Source organism: Enterococcus sp. RTP21361st1_A6_RTP21361_211029, assembly GCF_040910045.1.
GTDB classification, from domain to species: domain Bacteria; phylum Bacillota; class Bacilli; order Lactobacillales; family Enterococcaceae; genus Enterococcus_D; species Enterococcus_D gallinarum.
Map to the genome: position 1 here is coordinate 1 of NZ_JBDGBK010000093.1, position 13,730 is coordinate 13,730.

Below are 13,730 nucleotides of genomic sequence, written 5' to 3' on the forward strand. Positions count from 1 at the left end.
AGATCCTGTAGCTGTACTGACGACAGCAATCGAGAATGGTATTACTTTCTTTGATCATGCAGATATCTATGGCGGTGGCGAATGCGAAAGTATTTTTGCAGATGCCCTTGCACAAACCGAATATAAAAGGGAAGATCTTTTCATTCAATCGAAATGTGGTATCGTCCCAGGGAAAATGTTCGATTTTTCGAAAGAACACATTATTAAATCCGTTGAAGGCAGTTTGAAACGCTTGAAAATGGATTATCTTGACGCGTTGCTGTTGCATCGCCCGGATACGTTAGTGGAGCCCGAAGAAGTCGCTGCTGCTTTCGACGAGCTGGAAAAAGCGGGAAAAGTTAAGTATTTTGGAGTCAGCAATCAAAATCCTGGTCAAATCGAATTGTTGAAAAAATATGTCTCTCAACCATTGCTGGCCAATCAATTGCAATTTGGCATCATGCATACTGGAATGATCGATCGAGGCATCCATGTCAATATGACGGATAGCGGCAGTGTCGATCATGATGGCGGCATTCTTGAGTATTCTCGGCTGAATGATATGACGATCCAAGCGTGGTCGCCATACCAATATGGATTCTTTGAAGGTGTCTTCATCGGAAATGAGAAATTCCCAGAACTGAATGCAAAACTAGAAGAATTGGCTGAGAAGTATCAAACGACTGCGACAGGAATCGCATCTGCTTGGATTCTACGGCACCCAGCAAATATGCAGGTGATCGCAGGCACGATGACGCCGCATCGTATCGAAGAGATCGCTAAGGCATCTACGATTGTGTTGACACGCCAAGAATGGTATGAAGTATATTTGGCAGCTGGCAATATTTTACCTTAAAAAAAAGAAGAAACCCTTTATTTAATGGAAACTATCTCAGGAATGTTCGTAAAAGACGAACATTCCTGTTGCTTTTTAAAAAAAAGATTCTAAAACACTTGTATTTATGAGTGAGCTGGTTTAAATTGTTGTGGGCATTAAAAATAGGCGACAGCCATTTGATGCTTGCTTCACTCTTATCAAGATTTGGAGGATATTTTTATGTTTGACATGAAAGTTTTTGATTACGAAGATATACAATTGATCCCTAATAAATGTATCGTGAATAGCCGTTCAGAATGTGATACGACGGTTACTTTAGGCAAACATTCATTTAAAATGCCGGTCGTTCCTGCAAATATGCAAACGATCATTGATGAATCAATCGCAGAATTTTTAGCTGAAAATGGCTATTTTTATATTATGCATCGTTTTGACGAAGCAGCCCGCATTCCTTTTATCAAAAAAATGAAGGAAAAAGGCCTGATCTCTTCGATCAGTGTCGGTGTCAAAGACTATGAGTATACTTTTGTCGAAACATTGGCTGCTGAAGGACTGGTGCCTGATTACATTACGATCGATATTGCCCATGGACATTCCAATGCTGTCATCAATATGATCCAACATATCAAAAAACATTTACCAGATGCTTTTGTGATCGCAGGGAACGTTGGTACACCTGAAGCGGTCCGAGAATTGGAAAATGCCGGCGCGGATGCAACGAAAGTCGGGATCGGACCAGGGAAAGTTTGTATCACTAAAATCAAAACTGGTTTTGGAACTGGTGGGTGGCAATTAGCTGCATTACGCTGGTGTGCAAAAGCAGCTCGCAAGCCGATTATCGCCGATGGGGGAATCCGCACCCATGGAGATATCGCAAAATCTGTTCGTTTTGGGGCAACGATGGTCATGATTGGTTCATTGTTTGCTGGACATGAAGAATCTCCCGGGGAAACAAAAGTCGAAAATGGTGTCGTTTTAAAAGAATACTTTGGCTCTGCTTCTGAATTCCAAAAAGGGGAAAAGAAAAACGTCGAAGGGAAAAAAATCTGGATCCCTTACAAAGGTTCTTTGAAAGATACTTTGGTTGAGATGCAGCAAGATCTACAATCATCGATCTCCTATGCCGGTGGCAAAGACCTCGAATCGATTCGAAAAGTTGATTATGTGATCGTGAAAAACTCGATTTTCAATGGGGATACAATTTAAGTTGATTCGGCTGTAGAATTGACAGTGGCATGAATAAAAGTTCGATCCAAAAGATTTCTTGGTCTTGCAGCAAGCGATAGGAAAACATTCTTATCACTTGCTGCTGAGGGCAACAAGTCTTTTGGTTTTTTTATTTTCAGCGCTGACCTTCTGCTTTTTGTGGAATCATCTCTATCGACTATTTGGTTTTTCTTAATCTTTCGTTATAATAGAAGAAATGATGAAAAAAACTAAAAAAATATTCTGAGCTAAAAGCGGATATTCAGTTGACTAAGTGAGTAAGAGCAATAACAATAAAGTAAACATGCAGAAAGAAGCAGGTGAGTGTTTGACTATCAAAGTAATGTCCGTTTTTGGGACAAGACCGGAAGCCATCAAGATGGCGCCTTTGGTAAAAGAATTAGAGGCTGATCCTCGATTTCAATCAATTGTCGTGGTGACAGCCCAACATCGCGAGATGTTAGATCAAGTATTAGAGGTTTTTGCGATCGAACCTGATTACGACTTGGATATCATGACATTGGGACAGACGTTGACCGGCATCACTACAAAAGTCTTGCTGGAATTAGAACCGATTCTCCACCAAGAAAAACCGTCAATTGTGCTTGTTCATGGTGACACAACAACGGCATATGCCGCAGCAACCGCAGCTTTTTACGCTCAGATCCCGATCGGTCATGTTGAAGCTGGTTTGCGGACGTGGAATAAACGATCACCCTATCCGGAAGAAGCCAACCGGCAACTCATCGATGTGCTAGCGGATCTTTACTTTGCTCCAACGCTTCAAAGTAAAGAAAATCTACTTGCGGAAAATCATGATCCAGAAGCCATCTTTGTCACTGGCAATACCGCGATTGATGCCATGCGCTACACTGTTTCTCAAGACTATCAGCATCCTACACTAACAGACAGAAAACAGCGAAAGATTTTGTTGACGATGCACCGCAGAGAGAATTTAGGTCAGCCGATGAAGAATGTTTTTCAGGCATTGGCTCGAATCGCAGGCGAGTTTCCAGAAGTCTCAGTCGTTTTTCCGATGCATAAAAATCCCAAAGTTCGAGAAATTGCTCAAGAAACTCTGGGTGCTTTAGAGAATGTTACATTGATTGAACCTTTAGATGTCATCGATTTTCACAATTTTGCCAACCAAAGCACATTGATTCTAACTGATTCCGGCGGTGTCCAGGAAGAAGCCCCTTCTCTCGGTGTTCCTGTATTGGTGTTGCGGGACACAACTGAACGTCCAGAAGGCATTGCGGCAGGAACGTTGAAATTGGTCGGTACAGGGGAAGAGGATGTGTATCAAGCAACGAAGCAGTTGTTGCAGGATCACGCTGCATATACCGCAATGGCGCATGCTGAAAATCCTTATGGTGATGGTAAAGCAAGTCAGCGAATCAAAGAAGTGTTGGCTCAATATTACCGTCTGTCCGGAATGGCAAATCCTTCGATCCAATGATCCAAAAACTGAAAATGGAATTGAAAAATAACAAAAGTATTTTCACATAATGGTTGACCTATATAATTAGATAGACTATAGTGAGGATAGAAATAAATAATTGTTAGGTGAGGCTCCTATATGGACACAAGCTGCTGCCGCAAAAGTATCGAGAGATGCTTAGTTGGTAGGACAGGCACTAGGCAATGCTTTTACAGGCATTTACAGTGACCTAACATGTTATTAAATAACGCATTCACAGTCCTCTCTCAGTGTATTCATTACATTACAGGGAGGGCTTTTTATTATGATTTTTACGTGGGAAGAGTTAATAGAAGAGTATATGCTGGAGCTAACAGCAAGGGGCTATGCAAAAAGTTCCTTACAGAGTTACAGCTCACAGCTGTTAACAATCAGTAAGTTTTTCAAGGAGCATTCCAGTGATCCTCTGGATGTGAAGAAGATTCATGTCAAGAAAATGATCATACTCTGGCAAGAGTTGGGTAGAGCGCCAGTCACTATCAACAAGGGGACAGTCATTCTTAAAGGTTTTTACAGATACTGCTGTGATGAAGGCTACATCACTGTAAATCCATGTGATGGCATTAGACAGCAGAGAGAGCAGAAGAAAATTATCTATCCTCTGAATGATACTGAAATCAAACAGATACTTCATGTAGCTGGTCAGCACTCTTATCCTCTGTTAAGACACAGGAATACAGTGATACTTATGTTGATGTTGGACTGTGGCTTGCGTATAGGTGAAGTAGAGCGGTTAAACAATGCAGATGTGTTACAGAATCAGCTGTATATCAAGGAAGCTAAGAATAGAAAGGAAAGGGCAGTTGCACTGTCTCCTGCAATGAAGAAAGCCTTGATTAAGTACATGCGTGTTAAAAAGCAGTTAAAACTGGATTGTGAAGCACTGATAGTTAACTACCACAATGAACGCATGACTAAAGGTAACATCTGGTTTATGATGCAGCAGATAGCCAAGAAAGTTAAGATCAGAGATGAAGTTAGGTTCAGTGGGCATACTCTGCGCCACACTTATGCTGCTATGCAAGTTAGAAATGGTCTAGATATTCACACGCTGTCATTGAACATGGGGCATGAGAACATAGGTATTACACAGACATATTTGCGTTCACTGCGCAGTGATGACTTTATTGATAAGTCTATTAAGACCAGCACACTGATGAATTTGCGTTAAACTACTGATTGAATCCTGTTCTAGCTGAAAATTACTCTTTTAAACTCCTACAGTAAACTGATATAATCAAAGCATTGGAACAGTTTTATTAGGAGGAAATTAAATGAAGAAAGTTATTTTGGCAACAGTATTTACAGCCTTATTGTTAGGGGGATGCAGTAGTGGTAATGTAGCTAATGAACAGCCACCTGCAGATAGCAGTAGTTCTACAGCAACAAGCAGCAGTACAGTAGAAAGCACTGTAGAGAGTAGTGCTGCAGAGGTAGATACGTCAAATTTAAGCTATTTTTATCCAGATAAAAAAGACACCAAGAAACTGGATGACCTGCACGTTAGTGTTCATTCTAAGCTAGACAATGATAACTATAAGGAAATTGACATTAGATCAAATGAGTTTGTAGAAGGTGCAGATGTTTTTATTTATATTGATGGGCAAATTTCAAATATTGACTCTGACCTTTCAACAGTTTTACGTACAGCAACTCCAATTGCTGGTGATGATATAACAGAGGGGCTGCATTCACTGGAACTAGTTCAGTATGCAAACAATGATGATGAAAATGGTGAAGTATTACTGTACGTGCGTTCAACTTACACAATTGATCCAGAGTAGACTGTCACATTTTACAGTTTATTGAAGTATAGTTTATAGGACAAAATAGTCAGAACTGTCACTGGCTATTCCTTCCTGAAATTGCAGTTAAGGGACTTGTTTTAGTCTCTTGGCTGCCTTTTTTATTGCACTTATATTTGACATGTAAAGGAGGTAGTGGCATGGCACTTGTAAATCTAAAACAGTCTAGTCTTACTGAGCAACAAAAAGAAGCAATTGATTTGCTGGTTGGTAAAGAAGGGGACTTAACACAACAAGAAATTGCAGACAGGGTAGGTGTATCACGTCAATCACTGTTCAATTGGCGTAAGAAACCAGAGTTCCGTCAAGCTTTGGTTGAACAGGCTAAGACAATTACAGACACTGGCTTGGCATATAGCCTTACTTGGATGGAGCAGGCAATGAAAGACCCACTTGTTAAAGATATAGGGATGTCAGTGATTGAACCTAAAATTCCAATAAAAAATGCTACACGGAAAGGTTATCTTGAAGCTACATCAGGAGACGGTATTGATTTAGCTTACCCTAACAGCTCTACAAGACGTGGCAGAGTTCAAAAAGAGTGTAGTCCTACACTCCAAACTGCAGATACAGTAGGAACTGTTGAAATTATCAATCCCCTTAAAGGTAAGACTCACTATGGGTGGCACTTTGAGCAGGCTGTATATGCTGAAGATGGCATTGTTAGAACAGTTAAAGCTGGCGGTGGTAGCGGTAATATACCTAAAGTAATAGAGCCATATAGAATTAGAAAGTTAACGCCATTGGAGTGCTGGCGTTTAATGGGCTTTACAGATCAGGACTTTTATAAAGCCCAAGAGGTAAATAGCAATTCTCAGCTGTATAAACAAGCAGGTAATTCAATTGTTGTACCTGTTTTAGAAGGTATTTTCAGTCAATTATTTATTAACAATAAACAACAATTAGCGGAGGTAGCATAATGGATGATTTAGTTGGATTGGTAGAAGTTTGGGCAGTTGATAAGGGACTTGATACTGCTGACAGTTTTAAGCAGTTTGTAAAAGCAGCTGAAGAATTTGGTGAAATTGCTGCAGCTTTAGCAAGAAACAATGAAGATGAACTGCGTGATGCTATTGGTGACACTGTGGTAACGCTGATAATTCTTGCAAAACAGAATGGCATGGATTTAGAAGAGTGTTTGCAGTGCGCATATGATGAAATCAAAGGGCGCAAAGGGAAAACTGTTAATGGCATTTTTGTGAAGGAAGCAGACTTAGGGGAGATTTCAGGATGACAAAGAAATTATTTAAAATTTTTCATACTTATGGAAAGAGCAGTGGAGATGAACTGGCTGAAGAGTTTGTAGCAGAGGACAACAGTTCCTCACGCCAAGGTTTGCTTGATGACTGGTGTGCATGTGCTGATTTTTATGGGGTAGCACCTGAGAAATTTGTCTCTGGAGAATCTGATTATATTTCTTTTGATAGAGACGGCGGAGACTGGGATGATCCTACTGGAGGATATATACAGGTAACTTCTTATGAAGAAGCTGTTGCTGCATTAACTAGTTATTACAGTACGGAGATTGAGAAATTGAATCTGTTATTTTCTAAAGATGTGAAGGAGCATGAAGGATGACCGTCCATGCAGTAGTCTATACCTTGAATGAGTTCTATAAGGATAAGTACAATCTGTTCAACAGAACTTTTACGTGCAAATACTGCAGAGCTAAAGTTGGTAAAAAGTTTAGAGAGCAGAATCCAAGGTATTACCGTAGATACTTGCTAGAGAACAGAGAAAAGGCTTTGGAAGAGTCACGCAAATGGTACCGCAATAACCCTGACAGGGCTGCACTGTATTACAGTAGACATGCAGAGAAAAGACAACAGTCTTTGGAGCAGAGTCTTCCAGAAGACAAGCAATACATTGAACAAATACATCAAGTTAAGAAATGTGTGATTACAGGGGTTACTGAAGAACTGGCACTAGATCATGTTATGCCTATTGCTGTTGGATATTGGGGGAACAGTAAGGGAAACTTAATGTGGTTATATAGCAGGCTAAATACCAGTAAGGGCAGTGCTAATGTATTTCAGTGGATGGAAGAAATGGAGCAAGAGAGACTGGACTATCTGCTGCCAGAGTCGGTGACAATGACAATAGAGGAATTTAAAGAGAAGTTGCTCCTTGCTCTAACTGCTAAAGCAGAAGAACTTGATCTATCCTTAGAACAGTACAAACAGAAATACAATGAAGAATACTTTGGGAGTGGTGTGGAAATATGAAAGAATTGACAGTTAAATTTGAGGATATAGACTAATGGATGCTTACTTAGAGATTAGCAATCAGTATTCTGCCATTTCTGTTGAAACAAATAAAAGTGATGATGTGACAATCCATATTGCAGATAGAGTTAGTAACACTGGAAATGGTATCACGCTTACAGCTGAACAAGCAAAGTTGCTTGCAGATATGCTGTATGGCGTAGCAGTGAGAGACATTTAAAACTGATGTCAGGGTAGTCAAAGTGTATGATTACTCTGGCTTTCTGTTATATAATTATCTAAGCAGAAATTTCAAAAGCTGAACTTTTAGTTGGAAATGAAGAAGTCTTTCTGAGCATTTGCTGTTGACAACTGTTGATATAACAGTTATTCTGTAGATGGCTAGAGGGAGGACTTCTAGTTGGAATGTTATGAATTTTAATAATTGTTAGGTGAGGCTCCTATATGGACACAAGCTGCTGCCGCAAAAGTATCGAGAGATGCTTAGTTGGTAGGACAGGTCTAATCGTGAAGGTTAAACCCAAAGCAGCTGATAACGTCAAGTTATCTACGCCCTATAGTGCTAAAGCTCTACAATGATCATGAGTTTTTTACGCATGCTTATTGGGAGCATGCGTTTTTTTGTGTTAATGGTCACTGATGCCTTTATTTTAGCTGATACATACAGACCTTTATGAGGTGCTGCAAGACAATTGCTGACTGCCTTTATTTTTGACCAACACTTCTGCATGATCCAGAGTTTCTTGCTTGATAAACAGAGAGGAAGATGAACATGGAATACCCCAGTCCCCAGATGAACAATAAAAAGAATGCTAGGGGTAGCAAATGCAACTCCTAGTTATAGGAGGAAAAGAAGATGTTAAAAAAATTATCTAAAGATCAAGAATTAAAATTACTTGCACAACTTTCGGAAAGAGAGTTGCTGATGGAAATGCGGACTTCGTTTAATGGACTATCAAAAGAGGATGCAGCAGAACGTCTGGAAGAATATGGACCAAACCAAGTAGATGCACAAAAACCAACACCTGCTTGGCTGATGTTTTTAAGTGCTTTCAAAGATCCTTTTGTATTAGTTTTGGCTTTGCTGATGGTCATTTCTTTTTTCACAGGTGATTATGAAGCAGTGGTCGTGATGGGAATCATGATCTTAGCAAGTGTTACGATCACATTCGTGCAAGAATATCGTTCGCAAAAAGCAAGTTTGGCTTTAAAAGAATTAATTGAAAATACATGTTCTGTCACTCGAGACGGCGAAACGATCGAGATTCCGATGGATGAAGTCGTACCAGGAGACATCGTGACATTGGCAACCGGGGATATGATTCCGGCAGATGCTATTTTGATTTGGACAAAAGATTTATTTATCAATCAATCTTCTCTGACCGGAGAATCTATGCCGGTGGAAAAATTTGTCGATGCTGGGATCAAAGATTCTAAAGAAACGATTTCCGCATTAGATATGCAAGATTTGGTTTTCATGGGAACGGATGTCCTTAGTGGACAAGGTAAAGCAATTATTTTAAAAACCGGTCAAAGTACTTTTTTTGGTGATATTGCCAAAAATGCAACGTCAAAACGAGGAAAGACTACTTTTGAGGATGGTTTGACGAAAGTCAGTAAATTGTTGCTGCGAATGGTAATGGTTTTGTTTCCCATCGTCTTTTTGATCAATGGATTGACAAAAGGAGACTGGGGAGAAGCCCTTTTCTTCGCAATCGCTGTAGCTGTTGGCTTGACTCCGGAAATGTTGCCAATGATCGTCACAAGTAATTTGGCAAAAGGTGCCATGTCGTTAGCTAAAGAAAAAGTGATCGTCAAAGAATTGCCTTCGATTCAAAACTTGGGCAGTATGGACGTTTTATGTACGGATAAAACCGGCACGATCACTGAAGATCGCGTCGTATTAGTGCAGCATCTGAATCCGTTTGGTAAAGAAGACCAACAAGTGTTGGATATGACCTATTTGAATTCCTACTATCAAACAGGTTGGAAAAATTTGATGGATATTGCGGTATTGAACTACTTCGAAGATACAGAGCGCCAAGCACCGTATCAAGAAGTCATCAAAGTGGATGAAATCCCCTTTGACTTTTCCCGCCGGCGTTTAACAGTGGTTGTCAAAGCAGATGGACACCAAATCATGGTCACAAAAGGTGCTGCTGAGGAAATGGAGAAAGTCTGCAAATACGTGGAAGTCAACGGACAAGTTCTGGAATTGACAGATGAATTAAGAGAAAAACTTCGTGAGGTAAATCACCGCTTGAACAAACAGGGCATGCGTGTCCTAACAGTAGCAATCAAGCGAGATGCTCACGCAGAAGCCGTCTACACAGTTGAAGATGAACAAGATATGATCATGATCGGATTCATGGGCTTTTTAGACCCAGCGAAAGAGTCCGCAAAAACAGCTATTGCTTCATTACATGGTCATGGTGTCAACGTGAAAGTTTTGACTGGTGACAATGCGATCGTGGCGCAAAAGGTGTGTAAAGATGTGGGGATCGAAGTGAACGACTATCTTCTAGGGATAGACGTTGATCGTCTCTCTGATGAAGAATTGGCTGAAAAAGCAGAAGCGGTCAATCTATTTGCTAAGTTGAATCCTATGCAAAAGTCACGCATCATTCAGTCGCTGCAAGCCGATGGTCATACTGTCGGATTTATGGGAGATGGAATCAATGATGCGCCTGCACTGCGGGCTGCTGATGTCGGTATTTCTGTAGATACGGCCGCAGACATTACCAAAGACGCAAGTTCGATCATTTTATTAGAAAAAAGCTTGAATGTGTTAGATAAAGGCGTCATTGAAGGCCGTAAAGTTTTCACAAACATGATGAAATACATCAAGATGACATTGAGTTCAAACTTTGGGAATGTTTTTTCGATTCTTGTCGCTAGTGCATTCTTGCCTTTCTTGCCAATGCTTTCTATTCAATTGCTGGTGCAAAATCTAGTCTATGATATGGCACAGTTGACTATTCCTTGGGATAATGTGGATGTGGAAGAACTAGAAAAACCAGTCAAGTGGCAAGTCAGAGGCTTATTGAAATTCACCGTAAGCATTGGACCAGTCAGCAGTATTTTTGATATCTTGACATTCTTCGTGATGTGGCATGTGTTCCAAGCAAATGCCATTCAAGAACAAGCGCTGTTCCAAGCCGGCTGGTTCATGATCGGTCTTGTGACGCAAACATTAGTCGTGCATATGGTCCGGACGCGTAAACTGCCATTTTTCCAAAGTATCGCATCGCCAGCAGTCTTACTGTCAAGCGTTCTTGCGATTTTGGTGGGTTTCGGTATTATCTTGTCGCCGCTGCACACAGTCTTTGATTTTGCAGCGCTACCATCTTCTTACTGGCCATGGTTTGTCGGCATTATTCTTGCCTACCTGGTAAGCGTAGAAGTAGCTAAGAGAATCTATATCCATTATACAAAAGAGTGGATCTGAGAAAAGAAACGGATAGTCATAAAAGATTTTAACTTTTATGCTATCTGTTTCTTTTTTATTCTATTCTGTATTATTTTTTTCTCATTATCAAAAAAAACTAATTTTACTAAGTCGGAACATTCACAAGGGAAAGTCCTCGAGGTGTTACGTTTCTGTTTAGTTAAAAGGCGAAGTCTGTACTATTCTTAAAAGAAAAAAAGAATTTAATAAGGAGCAAAGCAAGAAAGCGATTGCTTAAATGTGATTGTTTTCACTAATCGTTTCTTAAGAGTTGGTCTAATGGGAATCGTTTTATTAAAAAAAAATACCTTTTCACTTGTCTTATTCTCGTTTAAATGATAATTTATAGTAGTAAATGATTTTTCGATGATACAGATTTTATCCCTGTTACATTCGAAAGTGAATTTTTATATCAGAGAGGAAAGTGTGTCAAGATGGCAAAAAAACAAAAAGCACTTGATTTCCAAGCAATTTTGGAGCAAGTCAATGCAGATTTTCCAACTTATCAAGCATTAGATAAAGACGGAAAAATCGTAAATCCAGATTTAGTACCTGATCTAAGTGACGACGAATTAGTCGAGTTGATGACTCGCATGGTATGGTCCCGTGTATTAGACCAACGCTCTACTGCGTTAAACCGTCAAGGTCGTCTAGGTTTCTTCGCGCCAACAGCTGGTCAAGAAGCAAGTCAATTAGCAAGTCATTTTGCATTTGAAAAAGAAGATGTGCTTTTACCGGGTTACCGTGATGTCCCTCAATTGATCCAACACGGCCTTCCATTGAAAGAAGCGTTCTTATGGTCTCGCGGACACGTAGCTGGAAACCTTTATCCAGAAGACTTGCAAGCTTTACCACCACAAATCATTATCGGTGCGCAATACGTGCAAGCTGCTGGTGTAGCTCTTGGTCTGAAAAAGCGCAACAAGAAAAATGTTGTCTTCACTTATACAGGTGATGGCGGTTCTTCACAAGGGGACTTCTATGAAGCAATCAACTTTGCTGGTGCTTACCATGCAAACGCTGTATTCTACATCCAAAACAACGGTTTTGCGATTTCAACACCTCGTGAAGTTCAAAGTGCTGCGCCAACATTAGCTCAAAAAGCAGCTGCAGCTGGTATCCCAGGAATCCAAGTGGATGGTATGGATCCATTAGCAGTTTACACTGTCTCAAAAGCAGCTCGTGAATGGGCAGCAAATGGCAATGGACCAGTTTTGATTGAAACATTGACTTACCGTTATGGTCCACACACATTATCAGGGGATGACCCAACGCGTTACCGTTCAAAAGATATGGACAGCGAATGGCAACAAAAAGACCCATTGGTTCGCTTCCGTACGTACTTGACTGAAAAAGGACTATGGTCTGAAGAAAAAGAAGAACAAATCATTGAACAAACTAAAGAAGAAATCAAAGCTGCAATCGCTGAAGCTGACCGTGTACCTAAACAAAAAGTTTCAGATTTCTTGAAAAATATGTTTGAAGTACAACCTCAAAACATTAAAGAACAAATTGCAACTTACGAAGCGAAGGAGTCGAAATAGTCATGGCACAAAAAACAATGATTCAAGCAATTACAGATGCCTTAGCTGTTGAAATGGAAAACGACAAAGAAATTTTAGTCTTTGGTGAAGACGTCGGTAAAAACGGCGGGGTTTTCCGGGCAACAGAAGGTTTACAAGAAAAATTCGGTGAAGATCGTGTTTTCGATACCCCTCTTGCTGAATCTGGTATCGGCGGTTTAGCTTTTGGTTTAGCACTAGAAGGTTTCCGTCCAGTTCCAGAAATTCAATTCTTCGGATTCGTTTTTGAAACATTTGATGAAATCGTTGGACAAATGGCACGTACTCGCTACCGTATGGGCGGCACACGCAACTTGCCAATTACGATTCGTTCACCATTTGGTGGTGGTGTGCATACACCAGAATTGCACTCAGATAACTTGGAAGGATTGATTGCTCAATCACCAGGTATCCGTGTCGTGATTCCATCAAACCCATACGATGCAAAAGGATTGTTAATTGCTTCTATTCGCAGCAATGATCCTGTTGTTTTCTTAGAACATATGAAACTTTACCGTTCATTCCGTGAAGAAGTGCCAGAAGAAGAGTATGAAGTTCCATTGGATAAAGCAGCGGTGACTCGTGAAGGAACAGACGTATCGATCATCACTTATGGTGCAATGGTTCGTGAAGCAATCAAAGCAGCGGATAACTTAGCAAAAGAAAACATCAATGCTGAAATTATCGATTTGCGTACAGTTGCTCCTCTTGATGTGGAAACAATCATTAAATCTGTTGAAAAAACAGGTCGTGTGGTTGTTGTTCAAGAAGCTCAAAAACAAGCAGGCGTAGGCGCTCAAGTCGTTTCTGAAATTTCTGAACGTGCGGTTCTTTCATTAGAAGCACCAATTGGACGTGTATCTGCTCCAGATACAATCTTCCCATTCGGTCAAGCAGAAAATATCTGGTTGCCAAATGCTAAAGATATCGAAGACAAAGTGAAAGAAATCGTGAACTTTTAATAGTTGAAGAAGGGAAGAATAGAAAATGGCATTTCAATTTAAATTACCGGATATCGGTGAAGGGATCGCAGAAGGCGAAATCGTAAAATGGTTCGTTAAACCCGGCGATACCATCAATGAAGATGACACTTTATTGGAAGTTCAAAATGACAAATCAGTTGAAGAAATCCCATCTCCAGTCACAGGTACTGTAAAAAATATCCTTGTATCAGAAGGAACAGTTGC

The 13,730-nt window shown here is 40.3% G+C and carries 14 protein-coding genes and 1 riboswitch; all 14 genes read left to right on the plus strand.

Translation table 11 applies throughout. The features are described 5' to 3' along the window. Positions 1–835: aldo/keto reductase family oxidoreductase (locus AB5Z52_RS13745; protein ID WP_368266959.1), on the plus strand; the 835-nt coding region annotated here is incomplete at its 5' end. Positions 836–1,045: 210 nt separating this feature from the next. Next, positions 1,046–2,023 carry a GMP reductase gene (gene guaC, locus AB5Z52_RS13750; RefSeq protein ID WP_003127210.1) on the plus strand — a complete coding sequence of 326 codons (978 nt, stop codon included), beginning with the start codon at positions 1,046–1,048 and terminating at the stop codon, positions 2,021–2,023. 328 nt (positions 2,024–2,351) lie between these two features. Continuing rightward, complete coding sequence (wecB, locus tag AB5Z52_RS13755; RefSeq protein WP_103300104.1) at positions 2,352–3,482, plus strand: non-hydrolyzing UDP-N-acetylglucosamine 2-epimerase; 1,131 nt, start codon at positions 2,352–2,354, stop codon at positions 3,480–3,482. 286 nt (positions 3,483–3,768) lie between these two features. Further along, complete coding sequence (locus AB5Z52_RS13760; RefSeq protein ID WP_096710845.1) at positions 3,769–4,674, plus strand: site-specific integrase; 906 nt, start codon at positions 3,769–3,771, stop codon at positions 4,672–4,674. A gap of 103 nt (positions 4,675–4,777) precedes the next feature. After that, positions 4,778–5,287, plus strand: a complete 510-nt coding sequence (locus AB5Z52_RS13765; protein ID WP_368243148.1) for a hypothetical protein — start codon at positions 4,778–4,780, stop codon at positions 5,285–5,287. Between the two features lie 161 nt (positions 5,288–5,448). Then, positions 5,449–6,228: a DNA cytosine methyltransferase gene (locus AB5Z52_RS13770; protein WP_096710847.1), complete on the plus strand. Its 780-nt coding sequence runs from the start codon at positions 5,449–5,451 to the stop codon at positions 6,226–6,228. Next, on the plus strand, positions 6,228–6,542 hold the full coding sequence (locus AB5Z52_RS13775) for a MazG-like family protein (protein ID WP_096710848.1): 315 nt from the start codon (positions 6,228–6,230) through the stop codon (positions 6,540–6,542). Before AB5Z52_RS13770 ends, AB5Z52_RS13775 begins: the two co-directional genes overlap by 1 nt. After that, positions 6,539–6,886: a hypothetical protein gene (locus AB5Z52_RS13780; RefSeq protein ID WP_096710849.1), complete on the plus strand. Its 348-nt coding sequence runs from the start codon at positions 6,539–6,541 to the stop codon at positions 6,884–6,886. The genes AB5Z52_RS13775 and AB5Z52_RS13780 overlap by 4 nt, the downstream gene beginning before the upstream one ends. Beyond that, positions 6,883–7,533, plus strand: coding sequence for a hypothetical protein (locus tag AB5Z52_RS13785; protein WP_117474476.1), 651 nt, complete (start codon positions 6,883–6,885; stop codon positions 7,531–7,533). Before AB5Z52_RS13780 ends, AB5Z52_RS13785 begins: the two co-directional genes overlap by 4 nt. A gap of 34 nt (positions 7,534–7,567) precedes the next feature. Then, the gene (locus AB5Z52_RS13790; RefSeq protein WP_096710851.1) at positions 7,568–7,753 is read left to right on the plus strand and encodes a hypothetical protein; all 186 of its coding nucleotides are present in this window, start codon (positions 7,568–7,570) and stop codon (positions 7,751–7,753) included. Between the two features lie 196 nt (positions 7,754–7,949). Continuing rightward, a riboswitch (M-box (ykoK) riboswitch) is annotated at positions 7,950–8,120 on the plus strand. A gap of 269 nt (positions 8,121–8,389) precedes the next feature. Continuing rightward, positions 8,390–10,981, plus strand: coding sequence for a magnesium-translocating P-type ATPase (gene mgtA, locus AB5Z52_RS13795; RefSeq protein WP_003127213.1), 2,592 nt, complete (start codon positions 8,390–8,392; stop codon positions 10,979–10,981). Positions 10,982–11,415: 434 nt separating this feature from the next. Further along, positions 11,416–12,525, plus strand: a complete 1,110-nt coding sequence (gene pdhA, locus AB5Z52_RS13800; protein WP_003127214.1) for a pyruvate dehydrogenase (acetyl-transferring) E1 component subunit alpha — start codon at positions 11,416–11,418, stop codon at positions 12,523–12,525. Positions 12,526–12,527: 2 nt separating this feature from the next. Beyond that, positions 12,528–13,505: an alpha-ketoacid dehydrogenase subunit beta gene (locus tag AB5Z52_RS13805; protein WP_368243152.1), complete on the plus strand. Its 978-nt coding sequence runs from the start codon at positions 12,528–12,530 to the stop codon at positions 13,503–13,505. Between the two features lie 25 nt (positions 13,506–13,530). After that, on the plus strand, positions 13,531–13,730 hold a 200-nt coding region (locus tag AB5Z52_RS13810; RefSeq protein WP_303615807.1), incomplete at its 3' end, for a biotin/lipoyl-containing protein.